Annotated in this window: 21 protein-coding genes; 4 read left to right on the plus strand and 17 right to left on the minus strand. The window is 40.5% G+C overall.

What is annotated here, in order from left to right; translation table 11 throughout:
- The first annotated feature begins 70 nt into the window (after positions 1-70).
- The 3 genes from pgk to H0913_RS04505 all read left to right on the plus strand — a co-directional run bounded on the left by pgk (position 71) and on the right by H0913_RS04505 (position 2,820).
- The gene (gene pgk, locus H0913_RS04495) at positions 71-1,234 is read left to right on the plus strand and encodes a phosphoglycerate kinase (protein WP_181478047.1); all 1,164 of its coding nucleotides are present in this window, start codon (positions 71-73) and stop codon (positions 1,232-1,234) included.
- 60 nt (positions 1,235-1,294) lie between these two features.
- Entirely contained in the window at positions 1,295-2,371 is a 1,077-nt protein-coding gene (fbaA, locus tag H0913_RS04500; RefSeq protein WP_132496207.1) for a class II fructose-bisphosphate aldolase, read from the plus strand.
- A gap of 173 nt (positions 2,372-2,544) precedes the next feature.
- Positions 2,545-2,820, plus strand: coding sequence for a VF530 family DNA-binding protein (locus H0913_RS04505; RefSeq protein WP_181478048.1), 276 nt, complete (start codon positions 2,545-2,547; stop codon positions 2,818-2,820).
- 116 nt (positions 2,821-2,936) lie between these two features.
- Here the strand turns inward: H0913_RS04505 and H0913_RS04510 are convergent, their stop codons facing one another.
- Positions 2,937-3,482, minus strand: coding sequence for an AAA family ATPase (locus tag H0913_RS04510; RefSeq protein WP_181478049.1), 546 nt, complete (start codon positions 3,480-3,482; stop codon positions 2,937-2,939).
- 143 nt (positions 3,483-3,625) lie between these two features.
- On the opposite strand from H0913_RS04510, the gene H0913_RS04515 reads away from it, so the two are divergent.
- Entirely contained in the window at positions 3,626-4,039 is a 414-nt protein-coding gene (locus H0913_RS04515) for a GNAT family N-acetyltransferase (protein ID WP_181478050.1), read from the plus strand.
- A gap of 119 nt (positions 4,040-4,158) precedes the next feature.
- Here H0913_RS04515 and H0913_RS04520 read toward each other — a convergent pair whose 3' ends face one another.
- The 16 genes from H0913_RS04520 to hpaX all read right to left on the minus strand — a co-directional run bounded on the left by H0913_RS04520 (position 4,159) and on the right by hpaX (position 19,642).
- A complete protein-coding gene (locus tag H0913_RS04520) occupies positions 4,159-4,416 on the minus strand; it encodes a helix-turn-helix domain-containing protein (protein ID WP_154604465.1) in 258 nt (85 codons plus the stop codon).
- 33 nt (positions 4,417-4,449) lie between these two features.
- Positions 4,450-5,838 (minus strand): O-antigen ligase domain-containing protein, encoded by a 1,389-nt coding sequence (locus H0913_RS04525; RefSeq protein WP_181478051.1) that lies wholly within the window; start codon positions 5,836-5,838, stop codon positions 4,450-4,452.
- A gap of 20 nt (positions 5,839-5,858) precedes the next feature.
- Entirely contained in the window at positions 5,859-6,926 is a 1,068-nt protein-coding gene (locus tag H0913_RS04530; protein WP_181478052.1) for an adhesin, read from the minus strand.
- Positions 6,927-6,941: 15 nt separating this feature from the next.
- A complete protein-coding gene (locus H0913_RS04535; RefSeq protein ID WP_232368829.1) occupies positions 6,942-7,448 on the minus strand; it encodes a fimbrial protein in 507 nt (168 codons plus the stop codon).
- Between the two features lie 10 nt (positions 7,449-7,458).
- Positions 7,459-7,995, minus strand: a complete 537-nt coding sequence (locus tag H0913_RS04540) for a fimbrial protein (RefSeq protein WP_181478054.1) — start codon at positions 7,993-7,995, stop codon at positions 7,459-7,461.
- Entirely contained in the window at positions 7,988-8,353 is a 366-nt protein-coding gene (locus tag H0913_RS04545) for a hypothetical protein (RefSeq protein ID WP_181478055.1), read from the minus strand. The genes H0913_RS04540 and H0913_RS04545 overlap by 8 nt, the downstream gene beginning before the upstream one ends.
- A 27-nt stretch (positions 8,354-8,380) precedes the next feature.
- On the minus strand, positions 8,381-9,109 hold the full coding sequence (locus H0913_RS04550) for a fimbria/pilus periplasmic chaperone (protein WP_154604470.1): 729 nt from the start codon (positions 9,107-9,109) through the stop codon (positions 8,381-8,383).
- 12 nt (positions 9,110-9,121) lie between these two features.
- Entirely contained in the window at positions 9,122-11,611 is a 2,490-nt protein-coding gene (locus H0913_RS04555; RefSeq protein ID WP_154604471.1) for a fimbria/pilus outer membrane usher protein, read from the minus strand.
- Between the two features lie 26 nt (positions 11,612-11,637).
- Entirely contained in the window at positions 11,638-12,195 is a 558-nt protein-coding gene (locus tag H0913_RS04560) for a fimbrial protein (RefSeq protein ID WP_154604472.1), read from the minus strand.
- Positions 12,196-12,236: 41 nt separating this feature from the next.
- The gene (locus H0913_RS04565) at positions 12,237-12,788 is read right to left on the minus strand and encodes a fimbrial protein (RefSeq protein ID WP_036953990.1); all 552 of its coding nucleotides are present in this window, start codon (positions 12,786-12,788) and stop codon (positions 12,237-12,239) included.
- Positions 12,789-13,145: 357 nt separating this feature from the next.
- Positions 13,146-13,628, minus strand: a complete 483-nt coding sequence (locus H0913_RS04570) for a FidL-like protein (RefSeq protein ID WP_154604473.1) — start codon at positions 13,626-13,628, stop codon at positions 13,146-13,148.
- The gene (locus H0913_RS04575; protein WP_154604474.1) at positions 13,618-14,436 is read right to left on the minus strand and encodes a winged helix-turn-helix domain-containing protein; all 819 of its coding nucleotides are present in this window, start codon (positions 14,434-14,436) and stop codon (positions 13,618-13,620) included. Before H0913_RS04575 ends, H0913_RS04570 begins: the two co-directional genes overlap by 11 nt.
- Before the next feature lie 198 nt (positions 14,437-14,634).
- Complete coding sequence (gene hpaC, locus H0913_RS04580) at positions 14,635-15,153, minus strand: 4-hydroxyphenylacetate 3-monooxygenase, reductase component (RefSeq protein WP_154604475.1); 519 nt, start codon at positions 15,151-15,153, stop codon at positions 14,635-14,637.
- Between the two features lie 19 nt (positions 15,154-15,172).
- The gene (hpaB, locus tag H0913_RS04585) at positions 15,173-16,735 is read right to left on the minus strand and encodes a 4-hydroxyphenylacetate 3-monooxygenase, oxygenase component (protein WP_108479482.1); all 1,563 of its coding nucleotides are present in this window, start codon (positions 16,733-16,735) and stop codon (positions 15,173-15,175) included.
- Between the two features lie 451 nt (positions 16,736-17,186).
- Complete coding sequence (hpaA, locus tag H0913_RS04590) at positions 17,187-18,065, minus strand: 4-hydroxyphenylacetate catabolism regulatory protein HpaA (protein ID WP_154604476.1); 879 nt, start codon at positions 18,063-18,065, stop codon at positions 17,187-17,189.
- A gap of 206 nt (positions 18,066-18,271) precedes the next feature.
- Positions 18,272-19,642, minus strand: a complete 1,371-nt coding sequence (hpaX, locus tag H0913_RS04595) for a 4-hydroxyphenylacetate permease (protein WP_154639405.1) — start codon at positions 19,640-19,642, stop codon at positions 18,272-18,274.
- Positions 19,643-19,687 lie beyond the last annotated feature (45 nt).

Here is a 19,687-nt window from a genome sequence, read left to right on the forward strand (position 1 = left end):
AAATACGCTATTGACCACCTCGCACAGTCGCTAATGAAAACTTTATAGAGAATCAACAAGAGGATTCACCATGTCTGTAATTAAGATGACCGATTTGGACTTAGCGGGTAAACGCGTTTTCATTCGTTCGGACCTAAACGTTCCTGTTAAAGACGGTAAAGTTACTTCAGATGCACGTATTCGTGCTTCATTACCAACAATTGAATTAGCACTGAAACAAGGTGCTAAAGTCATGGTTACTTCCCACCTCGGTCGTCCGACGGAAGGTGAGTACAATGAAGAGTTTTCACTGCAACCTGTTGTTGACTATCTGGCAGAAAAATTAGACAACCCAGTTCGTTTAGTTAAAGACTACCTGAACGGTGTTGATATCGCTGCTGGTGAATTAGTCGTTTTAGAAAACGTGCGCTTTAACAAAGGCGAGAAGAAAGATGACGAAACGCTGTCTAAACAGTATGCAGCACTGTGTGATGTCTACGTTATGGATGCATTCGGTACGGCTCACCGTGCTCAAGCGTCAACGCACGGCGTTGCTAAATTCTCACCAGTTGCGTGTGCAGGCCCTCTGTTAAGCAACGAATTAGAAGCATTAGGCAAAGCGTTAGGTAACCCAGCGCGTCCAATGGTTGCTATCGTAGGTGGTTCTAAAGTTTCCACTAAACTGACTGTGTTAGATTCCCTGTCTAAAATCGCTGACCAACTGATTGTGGGTGGCGGTATCGCGAATACTTTCATCGCAGCAGAAGGCAACAATGTGGGTCGTTCACTGTATGAAGCGGACCTGATCCCAGAAGCGAAAAAATTACTGGCTAACTGCCAAATCCCAGTGCCAACTGATGTTCGCGTGGCTACCGAGTTCTCAGAAACTGCGGAAGCAACACTGAAAGCAAGTAACGCTATCAAAGATGATGAGCAAATTCTGGACTTAGGTGATGAATCCGCAGAACGTCTGGCTGAAATTCTGAAAAATGCGAAAACCATTCTTTGGAACGGCCCTGTGGGCGTATTCGAATTCCCTAACTTCCGTAAGGGAACTGAAATCGTTGCTCGTGCTATTGCAGACAGCGACGCTTTCTCAATCGCTGGTGGTGGTGACACCCTAGCGGCGATCGATTTATTCGGTATCGCTGATAAGATTTCATACATTTCTACCGGTGGCGGTGCTTTCCTTGAATTTGTTGAAGGTAAAATGCTCCCAGCCGTTGTGATGCTAGAAGAACGTGCTAAAGCGTAATTAATTTGTTCATACACAACAGGCAGCGTAGGCTGCCTGTTCACCACAGGACCTTTTCACATGTCTAAAATTTTTGATTTTGTTAAACCAGGTGTTATCACTGGTGATGATGTACAGAAAGTTTTCGCGGTTGCCAAAGAAAATAACTTTGCATTGCCAGCTGTGAACTGTGTTGGTACTGATTCAATTAACGCCGTACTTGAAGCGGCAGCTAAAGTACGCGCTCCAGTTATTGTTCAGTTCTCTAACGGTGGTGCTGCATTTATCGCAGGTAAAGGCCTGAAAGCTGAAGGGCAACAAGCAGCTATCTTAGGTGCAATTTCAGGTGCATACCACGTACACCAAATGGCAGAGCACTACGGTGTGCCAGTGATTCTGCACACTGACCACTGTGCGAAGAAATTACTGCCATGGATTGACGGTCTATTAGATGCGGGTGAAAAACACTACGCGAAAACTGGTAAACCACTGTTCTCTTCTCACATGATTGACCTGTCAGAAGAATCTCTGGAAGAAAACATTGCAATCTGTTCTAAATATTTAGAGCGCATGGCGAAAATCGACATGACTCTGGAAATCGAATTAGGTTGTACTGGTGGTGAAGAAGACGGTGTTGATAACACTGGCATGGACAGCTCAGCGCTGTACACCCAACCAGAAGACGTAGCTTACGCTTACGAAAAACTGAACGCTATCAGCCCACGTTTCACTATCGCGGCTTCTTTTGGTAACGTACACGGTGTTTATAAGCCAGGTAACGTACAATTAACGCCAAAAATTCTGCGTAATTCCCAAGACTACGTGTCTGAGAAATTTAACCTGCCACACAACAGCTTAGATTTCGTTTTCCACGGTGGTTCCGGTTCAAGCGCTGCTGAAATCAAAGAAGCAGTAAGCTACGGTGTTATCAAAATGAACATCGATACCGATACTCAGTGGGCAACATGGGATGGTATTTTACAGTATTACAAAGCGAAAGAAGGCTACCTACAATCTCAGTTAGGTAACCCAGAAGGCGATGATAAGCCAAACAAAAAATACTACGATCCACGTGTGTGGCTGCGTAAAGCACAAGACTCAATGGTTGTTCGTTTAGAGCAAGCATTCAAAGAACTGAACTGCGTAGACGTTCTGTAATTTACGAGTTTAACTTGTGAATAAATCATCCCCCAGCAGGGTAGCTTGCTGGGGGATTTTTTTATGTTTTCACTAAGGAGCCTGTCACTTGCCGTATTGATTGCGAGCGCCTTGCTTTTCTTGTAACCTTCGCGTGCTTTGAACACTCTGAAATGCCCTATAAGGTAATCCAAATGACTGAACATAAATCTAAAGACCCGTTACATGGGGTTACGCTTGAAATGCAGGTAACAGAATTAGTTAACCATTATGGTTGGGCAAAATTAGGCAGCATTATCAAAATCAATTGCTTCAACAAAGATCCCAGTATCAAATCAAGCTTAAAATTCCTACGAAGAACGCCATGGGCGCGGGCTGAAGTTGAAGCGTTCTATCTTGATATGCTAGAAGACGATTCAATGGATGATGCTAATTTGTCTGATGATCCGTGGGGTAATCACCGCGTTTAAGAGACAAAATGGTGGTGCATTTTTTGAATATCTTGATGTTTAATTGATATTAATCTCTCGTTCACCAATGATTTGAACTAAGCGTAATAAATAACCATCAGGATTTTTAGTCTATTTTATGAATTTAAAACGGAAAGAATGAAATCTACTCGCTCATTAACAGGTAAGTGAGGAATTTCAATTAATTCGTAATGATACTTTTTATACGTATCAACCATGGCATGGTAAGTCATAATGGCTTCATCAAAAGTTTGCTTTCTCTCTGTATCTTGTACATATATATCTCTCCATGGAGATGCAATAAATACGGTTTTTGCATATTGAAAGGTGTTTATTGCTCGTTCTATATGCTTCGGAATTGATATTTCACATAAGTGCAAGTAACCTTCAATATCTGGTAATCCTCGATCGAAAAAACACAACCCGCCATGATTATCTGCTAAGTGCCACGAGCGAAGTTCCCAACATAGCATCATTTCAGCAAATGCTTGTTTATTCATCCATGGTAGGGCATGACCACCAATACAGACTTGATCCTGAATGATGGCTCTACCTGATTCAGGTAAACAGTGATATTTTTTTTCCATCAATTTCTCAATGATAGAGCTTTTACCCGATCCAGGGCCTCCAGTGATAATAATCTTTTGCAGGGCATGAGACATATATTTCCTCACTTATATTATTCAAATTTGTTCCAATGAGTTAACCATTTACCATTTAAATAAGGCATCAACCAATAATTCAGTTCCGGTCATTTAGATGATAATGTTGCGCTATATTTGATGTTTATGAAGAGTAAACCACCATGCTTATTCGCCTTGCCACTTTGCAGGACATTGCCTCACTGCTCAATGTTGATACCTATATTAGGGTTGACCCTATGCGTGGACAGCAAATTCAAAATTGGGTTACAAATCAAAGCTGTTATCTTGCGGAGGAGGAAGGGGAAGTGTTGGGGTATGGGGTATTAAATTACCATTTCTTTGGCTGTGGTTTTATTGAAATGATTATGGTTGCTGAGCGGTTTCGCCACCGAGGCATTGGCCTTGCGCTGTTGAAGGCTTTACAGGAAATTTGCCATCATCCTAAATTATTTACATCGACCAATCAATCCAATTTGTTGATGCAAAAATTACTATTAAAATCGGGTTTTATTCCTAGCGGGCAGATTGATAATCTCGATGATAATGACCCTGAAATCATTTTTTATCATAAATAAAAATCATTGATATCAGTTTAGACTGCTTTTATGAATGAAAATACCCTCTAAAAAGAGACTTAGAGGGCATGATTATGTTGCGACTAAATTAGGCTGTCGGTGGTATGAATACAGCGGCATTACAGATTAATCGGTACTGTTACCGAAGGATTTCTACGCTCTAAAAAGTAATTTAAATCGCACTGAAGCACATTAGCAAAAATACATAATCGGTGGATCGTAAAATTTTGAGTTCCGCGTTCATAACGAGAGATTTGTTGTTGGCTTAAGCCAGTTTTTTTACCAAGAATACTGGCGCTCCAACCTAATAATAGGCGGCGCTTGCGAACTTTTGCACCAATATCGGTATTGGAGATTTGATTGTCATAGAGAGTCATTATGCTGTCCTCGTTTATCTTTTAATTTTCTCATTATGCAAATGAGAAAATATTGGTGTGAAAGAAAGATTGGCCATTAAATAAATTTAATCCAATAATAAAAACGCTTAGGCCAATAATAAAAGTGCTAAAGCTAAATAATAACGATAAGTGCTTGTTAATATAAAAGCTTGATTGTTCTTTTAATGGGAATGACGCATCTGAAAATGATAAAAACAGTATAATCATTCCCCAATGTAACACTGATTGTAAAAATGGGTGCTCTAAGTTGCTATTAATAACTACAGGCGTTAATGCCAATATTAAGGATATGGAATAACCGTTCCCATTTTTTTTGTATTTAATGATTGATTGGTAAATAACATATATTCCACCCGTTATTAGTAATGACATAAAAATAAGGTTAATAAACCCACCAGTCATAATCCAACGCAATATCTCATTATAAATATGTGGCACAATATAATTTTCAGAGCTTAAAAATGGGAGCTGGTTTTTCTCCATACTCGCATTAAGTATTAAAGGTTGTTCCCAAACTTCAGCTGGTGGGTAGATAAACAGTGAGATGGAAAATCGTAACATTTGCTTAAGGTGAAAGCGGTTGATTATCTCACTGTCGATATACTTTGGGCACAGCTGAATAAGGTAAACGCCAATAAATACAGCGAGGGCAATAATGAAATAGCTGGCGCTCACTCTTACTTTATTCTTTTGATAAAACAAACAGATAAAAACAAAAGCACACACTGCGAAACTCAATGTTGTGGTGATAGATTGCAGAACAACCAGCGTCACTGTAAACAAGAAAATGCAGAGACTTAATAGCGTTATACGGCATTTTTCTTGGTTAAGCGATGCAAGTTTAAATTGTGATAACACTAGGGTCATCAACGAAAACATACAGCTCATCGCCATGTTAACCGACAAAATGGTAATTTGTTGCGTCAAACCATATGACCGCATATCGGTTGCAAAATAAAAAATAGTAGTTTCAAAAAAGTATTGATAAATAGTAAATAAACACTGAATAACATTAATAGCGATGAAACAATAAATACAGAAAGATTGAATTAGCCACTTCTCTCGTATTTGCAATCCGACAATATACAGTACGACTCCTGCGCTGATGCCAGACCAATACCAAAATATAACATTATGACTTTCTTTTATATAAAAAAGATTAATACTTAATATGGCTAGCGCTAAAAAAAAACACATTGCAGGAATCGTAATAAAAATCCGATTTTTTCTATAAAACACTGTAAATGCAATGATGGAAATGATTAATGCAATCGCTAACCAGCTAATAATATTTTGAGGCAGCGATTGCCTTAAGCTACCTAAATTATCAATGTAAATTATGCTGGCGAGATTCCAAATAATAAAAATACTAATAAATACAGCACGAGAAAGCATAATCATAAAATTTTACTGCATGTTAATTATAAATAAGTCGCAATTAACCACGCGTTGCCAGTGTATTTTCCGGGCTCAGCATCTAATCCATAAAGGTGGCTTTCGATTTCAATATTTTTCACTTTATCAATGGTGGTTTCGATAGTTTTACCGCGTTGGTTACTCTCTGCATCGTACAGCGATAACTCGGAGTAAATCGTATTATTGCCTGACTTCAGTGGTACACGCTTTTGTGGATCGTTATCCATAACGTAATCTAAGGCGAATTTCACTCTAACCCCCTGACTTCTATCACATTGATAGGTCGCAGTACGGGTTTGTTTACTATCAAATTCAATGGCATCCAGTGTATTGTGATTGATATTTAAGTTATCAATATTGGATTTACAGTTTGATGGGTAGTTAATCACCGACTGAGTTAAATCCAGTTTTACACTCGCTTTATCCGCTGGAACGAACATATCAGGTGCACCCGGATATTGGAACATTCGGGTATAGCCCGCAATCATTGCTGGTGGAATAACAACTTTGCCATCAATGGGAATATCTTTCACATAAATACGGACTTCAAATGGGAATTGAACGGTGAAGAATCCTGCGTCTAATGGCCCCATTTCTTCAGAAGAACATCCACGCCCAGAAATGTTTTTCCAACCCTGAGTAATTCCATTGTCTGAATACAGTGTGAAATAAGTATTCGCATTAATTTTATAAGCGGTTAACCCTTTAATGCTAAAGCCAGCCTCTGGCATATAAGCAAAAACACGATGAAAGGCAAAGTTCCATGCCAGTCCGTTTTGGTAGTTACCCTCTAAAAAGTTCACCTTACAATAAGCAGTACCGTAAGGCTGTGATGAAGTAGCATCGATCACGATGCCTTCTTTATTTGGCGGAGCAACAGAATAGTATTTTTCACCATTGCTTCCAATTGTCGGAGTGCTCGCGACGACCGAGTTATTGGAGACAAGATTCATTCTATAGCCGCCACCACTGGACGAGTAGCGAGTTAATCCTTGAGAAACTTGGCTATAGAGAAACAGTGACATCAGCATGGTCATTAATGAAATTAGCGAAGTTTTAGATGTTTTTTTCATTGTCGTTACCTAACTTTAAAGATAATCAATCATGACTGACAGTGCCGCACTAAACGGGCCGACTTCAAGTGTTTCAGGCACTTGATTCGTAACTAATTGTGACTGCAAGGTCAATGTGGCGGTGTCACCACTCACCGACGGGAAGATGGGCTCCCATTTCAGTAGATTGATAGCGGTATTTCTATTGGCTTGGGAAAAGCGGATCCCTAATCCTTGGATCGTGGTGCTTAATACCGTTTCGTTATTAATCGTGAGGGTTGAACCCTCTTTTGGGGACAAATAAATCCGTAAGTTTTTACGCAAATCGCATTGCTTAATTAGGATCCCAAAGTTGTATTTTTCTTCTGTTATGCGATCTAATGCGACATTTTGAAAATTCACATACAGCTCTTTATCACCATTTTCATTGGTGATCACACAGGATGGACGCACCAGTGTGGTTTCCAACGTAATTAAAATATCAGCCAGTGAAAAGCTGCTCATAAGCAGGCAAATCGCCCCTAAAAAACCGGATATTTTCATCTGCATTCTCCTACTGGTAGTCCAGATTGAATGTGACTAAGGATGAGAAACTCCCTGTTTTGAGCCGTCCGTTAAAGGGCTTTTGCGCATATACCCCAAATTGCAGCGGGTTAATGGAGCCTTTTCCCGATTCCGTGACGGTACTGATATCAATCGTGGTATTAAATTTCAAAGGTTGAGCATTCTTGCCATCCGTTAACGCCAGTAACACATTGGACTCGCCAGTTGTTTTCAAATAGGTGACGCCATTGTGAGTTTCAATATCTTGAGTATTTAGCGTAATTTTGATGGTCTTATTTAATGCCGCTGTCGAGCAGTCGACGATATCCAACTGAAAAGGTTGAACATCAGAACGCCCCAGATTTTCAAGTTCAGAAAAGCGCAGACCCGATAAGTAAACCGTTTTCTTCGTGTCATCGTCGGATAAGCGACAACCAATAGGCACTAGTGTTCCCTCAAAATAGACGGATAGACTATTTGCCAAGCTGCCGTAGCTGGTGAATAACAAGCTACTCATGCTAACCATAAGTGCGAATGTTTTAGTCATAAATCATCTCCAAACGGCGTGCTGAATTCTCGGCTGGAAGTAAAAAGGTCATACTTTTATTTGTCTGCGGCTTTGAAAAAACATATTGCTGACCCGCAAATTTCAACGTGAATGGCGCCCACATTTGGTTATAAGTGCGGGTGACACAATGGGCATAACTCACGGTAAATTGATAAACAGGCTCATTGACATGATTGACCGCTCTCGTCATCGTCACATTAGGCTGGCAAGGCGTTATGAGAAAACGCGCATGAACATAAACAGTGCCTGTTGTGTCCAATAATGAGGGTTGCGATGGCGTTTCTGCCAATACAGGCATGGCGAACATGAGCGATAACCCAAAGTGATACAGTTTCATGTTGATATTCCTGTTTATCCGTTACGCCTATGGTGTGACTGTGCACTGCGATGCTTGGCACTTAAACGCCAGTGATGGCTTTCCACCATAATCATTGATATAGGTGAGATATGGCGTCGCAAATTTTGCTGATTTTAGGTTATGAGTTGACTTTGGTGGCACCATAACGGCATCAAAGTCACTCTGCTCAGATTGCTTCTGGCTGTTACCAATGCCGATAATAGTCAGGTAAAAACTTGTTGGGTTATTCAGCTGATAACCATTGGCTGTTGGGGTTAATGTCACCTGTTTTGTCCAATCTTTTTTGCTATCAGCCACAATCGCTTCTGGGCGATAAAACAGTTTTACACGGCTTTGCAGGGCGATTTGTAGAACACCTGCTTCTGTTGATTTTGGTGGAATTTCACGCAAGTTATAGTAAAACAGAGACTCTCTATCTTGAGGTAGCTTACTGATATCAGGAGCCGTGCTTAAACGAACTAAGCTGGTGGATTTTGGCTCCATACGCTGAATCGGTGGTGTCGCGATAATCGGGCCAGCTTCCAATTTTTTCTCTGACGCATCTTCTAACCATGACTGCGCTAAGTAAGGCAGTTCAGGGTTATCATTGCGAATAGTGATGTTAATAGACTGCTGATCACCATCAAAAATAATACGAGTACGATCCAGTGTAACTGCGGCGTAAGTGGCGCCCATTGCACCGATAGAGGTCAATAAGACACTGGTGCGAAGTAAATTAAAAAGATTTGATTTCATTTAAATTGTTTCCTAATGACAAATTAATACAGGGTAGCTTTCCGCACTGTTTTTAAACTCAGTGACTTGCGTGCTGCATTGCAATTTATTTCCCCAGTAAAGGTTAAGCAGGTCATTTGGCATCACGCCGACAATCCATGTGATCCCTTGCTCACCCACAATGCCGAGCTCAATATTATTTTTATTACGTACACTGGCGCCAAAGGGTGGATAAGTGCCGTCTGCCAGTTTTAAACGGGCAAAGGTTTTTTCCCCTTGGATAACATTAAGGCTGCGATAACCGATGGCTCCACGAGTTAATGTGGCTTCGGTAACGCTCTCTAACGCTTCGATATTGTTCGGTAATTTACTGGTATTAATTGATGCTGTTGTCTTGCGATAGCTACTTACGTTAGGGAGTACGGTTAAGCCAAAGCGGTTAGTTTTATAAACACCGCCGTTTAATGGCACGTTGCTCGCTCCCGGTGTTTCAACGACTAAGCGCGTTCCACCATAGGCTGCCTGATGCATCGCAATTCCTTCTTTGACCAATGTGATCCCGCCGTTAATCGACCCACCAATGGTGTGGTACTCATTGGGAACATAACTGGCATTGGCCGAGAGTGATGCCGTTGGGAAGTTCTGGCTCAAATAACCACTGAAACTGGTTTGTGAGTCTTGATACTGTCCCGTTTGGTAACCTACGTTCAGGTTATAACTACGCTGATCGTTGTAGCCGCTATAGCCCACGTTATGGGTTGAAGAACGGCGTCCATTTTGGTCACGTGTATAACCCTCAGAGAAGCTCATGCTGCTGCCCATTGTGAGGGGAACGGTGACATATAACGTAATGGCATCATCCTGATATCCCGCTCTTTTGGAGCGTGTCGCGGATGCGGTTAAGCTGATATTTTTTAACCCTAAATAGGCAATATTGAAGGCGGTGTTGATATAGGCTCCAAATTGCTCTTCCGTTTGGCTATTCCAATACGTGTTGTACTGGTAGTTTCCACCCAGTGAGAACGCGTCAAAATATTTATTGATATTGACCTGATAGCTCTCTTTGTGTGCCTGGGTTTCAATCCCTGTACGGCGTTCGTCCAATGTTTGTTGTAATGAACGATAGGTTTCATCCGAGAATCGATAGCCTGCGAACGTAATGTCCGTTCTCGCCTCATCAAACGATTTTGAGTAACTTAAACGGTAACTGCGTCCTGTTAAGGTATTGCTGAGTAATTTTGCATGAGACTGTGTTATGTCAAATGACAAGCTCCCGAAGGTAAATAAGTCACGCCCAAAACCGGCTGAAAATGCTTGGTAGTTTTTGGATAAAATCGAACCACCATAAATAGACCAAATATTATTAAGTCCATAAGAAAGCTCGCCAGATGCGGTCATATCCCCTTCAAGGTGACGTCCATCGTAACGCGGTTTACCAACGGCAAACTTATAACGAACTTGTCCAGGGCGCGTTAAATAAGGTAGCGCCGCGGTAGTAATGCTGAACTTTTGTTCTTCGCCATTTTCTTCACGTACCGTGACATCTAAGGTTCCACGGATTGAGCTATCCAACGTTTGGATCTGGAATGGCCCTGCGGGAACCGTAGTCTCTAAAACAATACGGTCATGGCTTTTGACGATGACTGTTGCGTTGGTTTGTGCAATCCCGATGATCTCTGGGGCATATCCCGTCAGTTTCGGCGGTAGCATATTTTCATCGGTCTCTAGTGACAGACCTGTGAACTGCCAAGAATCAAAAATGGCGGAATAGAAATAGTTTTCCCCCAACGTTAGAACCGAGGCGATATTCGCTAATGAACGATAAGCATATAAACGGCTGAATATGGCATCGCTATATTCATTGTTATAGTTACCCGATGATTTACGGTAGTTCGCTTGGTAATCTCCACGTAAACGCCACGCACCGAGGTTTAACCCTGTGGTACCGTTTGCGGATAAATAGGACTCTTTGGTTCCGCTATTTCGGTTGGTAAAGGACCCTGTCAAGGTGTAGTCGAGTAAGAAACCGTTAATACCGTCTTCCCAGCGAGAAGGTGGCACCCAGCTAGGGTCGGTATATTCCAGATAACTTTGTGGGATTAAAATCGTCAGTGTTAACGTGGATAAATCCACGCTCATGGTACTGCCTTCAAGCGCAGACAAATCGATACACTGATCGTTATCGCGATATTTAATTAAGCGAATAGCATCTGGTTTTAAGCCGAGCTGATCTGTAATGGTTGCCGGAACACAGACAACGCTAAATAATGAATCTTCAGCAGAAGTTGGTGCACCCACAGTAATATCGCGGGCATTACCCAAACGTTCATTATTGACTTTAATCGTTAGATGATAATTTCCAGGCATAACAAATCCGGCCTGAGAAAACTGGCTAAAGTCAATATTCTGAGTATCTTTGGTATCAAGCATATCTGTATTAAATTCAACAGAAAAAGCAACAGTAGGAATACTGGATAAGCAAGATATAATAATTAACTGGTGAAAAATATTAAATTTAGCCATAGTGTTCTTATCATTTAAAATATTTATTAGTCGTAACTCACATTGAATTTAATCGTGGCAAAGTAATTTCCGGGTTCAATCTCATTATTAATGGTGTCAATTTCTGTTTCATATTTCAAAAAGCTGATTTTTGTTTTGCTATCAAAGTAAATGGCGCTATTTGAAATAGAATACGATTTATTCGGAGTGACTAAATTGTTATTGGTGTCATAAATATAGACAACGACGCCATCCGTGGGGCCTGATAGTTTTATTGCATTGTTGTAGATATCACTATTAGCAAAGAATTTAATTTTTATGCCTTTGCTATTATCTTTGTCATATTCACTAATGCAGTTGTTTAATTTAATGTTGAATGTTTTTCTATTATTGTTTTTTGCTTCTTCTGTATTGATGTCACTTTTAGAAACAAGGTCATAATTAATATATTGATATTGACTGTCTGTTTCTATTGAACAGGGAGCTGCAACAATATATCCGCGCATAACAGTTTCACCACGAATACCACCATCAACTGTATATTCTGCATTAGAAATAAAAGGAGCTAATAATAGTGTTGACCATAAGAAAGATAAATTTCGCATAATGAACCTTTTTATTGGGAGGGTTACCCCTCCCATAAAAATTATTCGTAAGTGATTTTGAAGTCAGCGATAGAGTTGAATTCACCTTCAGTTACTGGAGTAGAAGCATCAACACGTTTTGCTAATGCAGTAAATTCCAGAACGTTTTCACCTTGTCTGTTACGAATTTGGTTCAGAACAGATTTAGCTTCATCAAATTTAAAATCTTTAATTTGAATACCAACGTTATTAGCAGTACCAGTCACGCCTAAGAACTCTTTATTAGTACCAACGTAGTTTTTACCACCGAAAGTGATTTTGATATCTTTAACTGCAACCCATTTACCTTCAGTATCCTTACTGAATTCGTCGAAGTTACACTCTTTTAATTTAATAGAGATATCTTTCTCTGCTGCATTGCCTGCTTCTAAAGAAGCACGTGACAGTTGACCAAATGGAACTTCTTGTTTGGTGCTTTCAGATTCGATATTACATGGAGAGTTAACTACTTGACCGCTGAAATGTAATTCACCAGTGTTGCCGCTAGCTAAAACAGAAGCAGACAGAGTAGAAGCTGCAAATAAAACAGCAACAGATAATTTATTTAATTTCATGTTATAGATCCTTAAAGATAAGTATTTTTTAGTCCCTAAAGTGAATGCAAATTGCCTAGTGCATCCATGCGTCGGCTTTTTGTGTAAGTCATTTCGACGAAAACAAGTTTATCCATCAGGAGAGTTTTTTGAAATAAAGTATTGGTATTTTAATGAAGTAAAATATTTAATTCTGATATTAATATTTTTAACGTGACTTTTAATGTTTTTATTTTGAGGTGATAATATATGGGGTTTTTAATCACTTTTGCTTTAAGGTAAATTAATAAGTAATTTTTAAAAATTAAAAAAATAGAGCATCAAATGTCATAATTCGATGCTCTATTTTTGTCATGATGAAATGTTTGCTGATTGAAATTAAATTGTGCAAATAAAAAGAGGGGAGAAGTTCTCTTCAAAAATATAGTTTTTTTTACTCAAACGCTTTATGTTCACAAAATAAATTTGCCCTTCTTGCGGAATACCCCGTATTTTTACTTTATTTTGAGCTTGGTCATTAGGATCAATAACAACTCGTTCGACTTGTGAGAAAAAATGCCCGCCTTGGTAGACATATTTCATATAAAATTTACGAGCGATAACATAACTTTTGCCATCATTGCTGATGGTTCCATTCATCACAAAAGTATGATGCTCAGGGTCATTCTCATTTGGAATAATGCTAAGTAGGTAATAGCCTTTTAAGTCTGAACGGCTGTCTGAAATATCAATTTTTAATGTTGCTCTGCAACTTGGGACAATGGCGGTGCTGTTTTTATAATAAACATAGCTACTAATGAAGACTAAGATGGTTGAAATAATCAGTAGCCAAAAAGCCCTGACAGATTTCTTATTTGACATAAAAATTCTCACAACTCACTGTGGTACTATCTTTGGGGGTGTTAGGACAATAAGATAAAAATAAAAAGTTATCATAGAGGTTTTTATCATTCGTGACGATACCAACATTGTAATAAAATAACGTAGCCGGTTTTTTGCAATCAATGTTTAACCGTGTTAACTGATTTTGTAAATCAGTAAAACTAATCGTCGTCATATCGGGTTTATGGTAGCTATTAATATAGCGTATGCTGCACTGATCAATGCGACCCACCTCAGGATATTCTGTTCGCGTAGCAAAAAAATAGCTTTTAAAAAGATAAAGTAAGCAAAAAATAATAATTACAACTAAGGCTAGCTCAATAAAACGGTTATTGAGGATGTAGCTTTTTTTCTTTACTGTTTGTGCTTTTTCTTTTGGTGCATCTTCTATAATGAGTGCTTCCTGATGTTCACTAAGTAATATTTCTACAGGTTCTTCTTGTTGGGTATCGTGATTTAATTCTGATGATAACGACTGCAATTGCGCATTAAGCTTGATGCCCACTTTAGGTATAGTTGTAATTATTTCATCCTCACAAAATGAGGACAAATGGCGGCGTAAAACAGAAATACTACTGTTGAGGTTATTATCGGATGCCACTTGGTTGTGTTCATCCCACACTCGACTTAATAATGTTTCACGATCTAAAACCTCACCATTATTTTGCACTAGCACCAATAATAAGCGGTTTAGTGTGGTAGTTAGTTTAATTGCATCGTCGATATTATCGCGATATAACAACCCCTGATGGCTGTCATAAATAATATTATTAATAAGATATTTCATATTTTGTTTTATTTTATTTATTAGGATGTCATATAAGTATTTTTCCAGTGTATACCTCTAATTTGGTCGGTGTCAATTAGACTAAAATTGCCTGAGAATGGATTTGATTTAAGAAAGTTACATTAGATAGATATAATAAAAAAGCCCCTAAATGATGAATTTAGGGGCTTAGAATAGCGTAATAAAATGGAGGCTAAATTAGGCTGTATGCTCTAAGATTTTATGCAAAACGGGATGGAATTTACGTTTAAAATAGACTAAACCGTGTCCATCATCGCTAACAACAATCTTTTTCATCTCAACCATATAGACAGAGTGAGTGCCAATATCTTGTACTTGGGTAATTTCACCTTCAAGATTAGCAAGGGCATTTCTTAACAATGGTTGTTCTAAAATACCTTTATCCCACATGTCCCATCCAAAGCGCTCATCCATCGTCGAGCCTTTCATTCCCGCAAAGTGACAAGCTAAATCTTCTTGATCATGGTTGAGAACGTTAACGCATAGGCGGCCATTCTTTTGAAAAACCGCATTCATAGCACTGTTGCGGTTAACGCATACCATCAAAGTCGGTGGCGTATCAGTCACAGAACAAACCGCAGTGGCAGTAATACCGCAACGACCTTCTGGACCATCCGTGGTGACGATGTTAACAGCGGCACCGAGACTTGCCATCGCATCTCTGAAGCGTAAGCGATGTTCATTTTCTAAAGACATTTTGACCTCCTGCTGCCGATTACTTCAGCAGCGAATCTAACAGATTAATATCGTTGTTGTTGTGCAGGTGAGGGCGCTTCCAGCCGTGCTGATCATAGTCAGACAGGCAGCGGTCAACCATGTCTGTCATGGCTTTCATGTTGCCAGAACCGTATGCATGACGCAGACATTGCAGACGAATTTCGTCTTGGCTTCCCGCATAGTTAATTTCATACAGCTCGTGGCGACCACCGAATTCACTACCGATAGCATCCCACATTAATTTTAAAATTTTAATACGTTCAACGTGATCCATCCCATTTGAACCGCGAACATATTTTGCCAGATATTTGTCAATCTCTGGGTTATTCATATCACGAACGCTTGATGGCAGATAGATCAAACCACTTGTTACGTTACTTTCGATGATATTCTTGATTTTGGTGTAGGCCATTGGTGCCATAACGCGATACGTTTGGATGGCTTGAGTATCTGGCAGGAACGCGCCGCCTTCCCAAGCTTTTGCTTCTGAACACATAGCATCAGTCAGTGACCAGAACAGGTTACGCCAAGCAACCACTTCACCGAGATCCGCTTGAACTCCACGGAAATCAATAACACCCGTACATTCAAGGCTCTTTTGTAGAAGACCTGTAATGAAGTCCAGTTTGACGGCTAAACGTACACACGCTTGTAATGGGAACAGGCGAGCAAAGCCACCTTGTACCGCCCAGTTACGAGCACGGTCGAAATCACGATAAATCAGTACGTTTTCCCATGGAATTAACACATGATCCATGACCAGAATGGCATCATTCTCATCAAAACGGCTTGATAACGGGTAATCAAACGGAGCCCCTGTTGCACCAGCAACTAATTCATAAGATGCACGGGAAATTAATTTCACACCGTCCGCATCCATTGGTGCAACAAACATCAGAGCAAAATCAGGGTTATCACCCATGACTTGTGCAGAACCAAAACCGATAAAGTTGTAGTGTGTTAACGCAGAGTTGGTTGCAACAACTTTTGCACCGCTGACGATAATACCTGCATCAGTTTCTTTTTCTAGCTTTATATAAACATCTTTAACTTCATCGGCAGGCTTATGGCGATCGATAGGTGGGTTAACAATCGCATGGTTAAAGTATAAGCCGCTCTCTTGAATACGTTTGTACCAGTTGCGTGCGTTGTCGGCAAACTGACCATAATATTCTGGGTTAGCCCCTAAACAGCTGGCGAATGCCGCCTTATAGTCTGGAGTGCGTCCCATCCATCCGTAGCTTTGGCGTGACCAATCTGCGATGGCGTCGCGTTGTTGGCGTAAGTCATCGGCACTTTTTGCGAAGCGGAAGAATTTGTGGGTGTACCCGCCGTTACCTGTATCTGTGCCCCAGCAAAGCTGGTCATGAGTCGATTTATCATGAAGCGCATCATATAACTGTCCTATAGAAGCTGCTGAGTTACGAAAAGCAGGGTGCGTGGTGACATCTTTAACACGCTCACCATAGATATAAATCTCGCGACCATCTTGCAAACTTTTTAGATATTCTTGGCTATTAAATGGGCGCTTAGCATCGGAACGAAAATCTTCTGGTTTCATGTCTACCTCGTTTTAGAACAAAGAGGGCTTGCGGGTTGTCGGCGTACAAAGGTTGCAAGCTTGAATAATGTTAATTTTATGTTTGTTTTGTGTTTACTAATTGAATCGTTTTCTGTGGGGTTTTAAAAGAGACTTTCCAAAGAAATGCTGGTACTTTTCGTTGGTGAGGTGGTTTTATGAAAGAAATGTGATCTTATCGATATTTTAATGTTAATGCTATTTCATTTATTTTAAATAAACCCTTATTTATCATTGTATTAATTTTCATTAAAAACTTAATGATTTTTATTTATTAATATTTTATTTGGTTGTTTTTTGAGCTCAATATTCACTTTTTGTTTGCGACTAATAGTACAAGTTGTAACTTTAAAAATAAAAATGCAAGACATCAAAAATGTTTGCATTATGTAAAATAATTTAAGGGGGATACTAAAATTTTAACATCCACGATTTAGTGGATATTTTGTTCGCGCCATTGGCTCGGTGAGGTACCCTCTGAACGATTAAAAAAGCGGGCAAAATAGGCTGGATCTTTAAATCCAAGTTGATAGGCAATTTCAGAGACGGAAATATCGCAAAAGAGCAGCATGCGTTTGGCTTCTCGTAAAATCCTATCAAAAATGAGTTTCTTCGGAGGGCGGTTGGCAAATCGCCGGCACATATCTTTTAAGCGAGATTCGGTGACGCCGAGTTTATCCGCATAATCAGGGACAGAGAGATGCTCGCGATAATGCATATCGATAAGCTGGTTAAAACGTTGGAATAATCGATGTTCACCACGCACGCCGCTAACATGGTGCTCGTCAAGGGGGACAGAGCGCAGTAAAAAGGTGAATAGGGCTTGGGCAAGTGAAGATAACACTTGGTCTCGACCAATATAGTTATTGGCAGATTCCCGCGCCATTAAATCCCAATAATGATTAAAAGTTTCAATATCTTGGGGTTTATCCGCGACAGATAAACAAATCGCCGGAATATCGACTCTGTCCAGGTTGGCAGAATAAAGTGATTCCAATAGTGGCGAAATTAAATCTTGCCGTACGGTTAGTACATGCCCGTCAGTATCTTCTTGGGTAAAAAACGCATGGGCGACAGAAGGGGGTGTTAAAATAAATAGTGGTGCCTGCACAGAATAACGGGACTCATCCAGCTGAAGCGTAATATGCCCAGTGACTAAATAGTGTAATTGAAAATAGCCATCGTGACGATGAGCAGGCATGTCGCGGCCGAAGAAGGCGGCGAGTTTGCCGAAGGTTTGGTAGTGGACGTCGTCGTTGCCCAGGACGTCATCGTAGTCCTTCCCAATATCTATGTTTGTAATGCCCGTCATAATTGCTCTTCATTCTTCAAGCTGCAGCGTTGTTGGCTACACAAGCTAATCCTAGTCACATACTTGTGTATGCTCCTAGGAATTAGCTTGCTTGCCGCCTAGCTGCAACTCGAATTATTTTGAGCAATGCTCAAGGTTATTGGAGTGCAGCACTCATTTCTTTAATTCGACTGTTTTACAGTTTGACAGTTTGACAGTTTGACAGTTTACGGTGTAGCTCTTGGTCTTGAGTTTTTCATTGGGATGGCGATGACCAGAATGGCACCGACGACCAGCAAACCGGCTACAAAATAGAGACCGGAATTGAAGCTACCCGTTTGATCTTTCAGCCAACCGATTAACAGTGGGCTAACCGCGGAGCCTATATTACCTGTTGCGTTGATTACGGCAATACCGATTGCGCGAGCGCGTAAACTGATCGACTGATCTGGCGTGGTCCAGAAAACCGCCATCGCAGTAAACGAACCGGTGGACGCCATAATGATCCCCAATAATTGGATCATCGGTTGATGGGTCATTGCTGCAATGATCCAACCTGCCGCCGCAAACAAATACGGCAACGCAGTGTGCATCTTACGCTCTTGCAAGCGATCTGAACGGCGACTCCAATAAATCATCCCTAAAATCGTACAAAACTGAGGGATCGCCGTTAATAGCCCAATCATGGCATTACTGCTGCCCTGATTAAAACTCTGCATAATTTGTGGCGTCCAAATATTAATGGCGCTCAGTGTGTTAGTTAGACAGAAATAGGCAACGGTATACATTAAGATCACAGGGGTGAAAATCTCTTTCCACAGACTGGTATTTTGTAGTGCAGTCTGGCTTTTGGAACCGTGTGGCTGTACTAATTCTAATTGATCTTTATCCATCATCTCTTGCAGGGTGTCTTTATCTTCCTGAGTTAGCCATTTCGCTTTCTTCGGAGAATCATCCAGATAAAACCACACTAAAATACCCAGCAGAACAGATGGGAAACCTTCCAGTAAAAATAACCACTGCCAGCCTTTCAGATCTAAAACGCCATCCAGTCCCAGAATATAACCAGAAGCTAGCGAGCCAAATGCCATGGTGACAGGCATTGCAATCATAAATAGAGCGTTAGCACGAGCACGGAAATAAGCGGGGAACCAGTAAGTTAAGTAAACTAAAATCCCTGGTAAGAAACCGGCTTCAGCAATACCCACCAGCATACGCAGAATATATAAACTGGTTGGCCCGGTGGCGAACATTGTTGCGGTAGAGGCGATACCCCATAACACCATGATAGTGGCAATCCAGCGACGAGCGCCGACAATGCCGAGCATGATGTTACTTGGAATACCAAAAATAACGTAAGTCGCATAAAACAGGGTGGCCGCTAGACCAAACATGGTAGACGTCAGACCGATGTCTTTCCCCATTGTCAGTCCCGCAAAGCCGATATTAATCCGGTCTAAGAACGAGAAAACAAATAGAACGAACAGAAATACGATCAGTCGTTTAAAAAGCTTATTAATCACCCGCTGTTGCGGTTCAGTAAGGTTCTTATGTTGCTCTGCAGGATTGTTACTAGCAACATTCTGTGAATGACTCATTATAATGCCCTCTAATTACAATTTATTATAGGTACAAGGGTCTAC

It is taken from the genome of Providencia rettgeri (assembly GCF_013702265.1).
Taxonomy (GTDB): Bacteria; Pseudomonadota; Gammaproteobacteria; order Enterobacterales; family Enterobacteriaceae; genus Providencia; species Providencia zhijiangensis.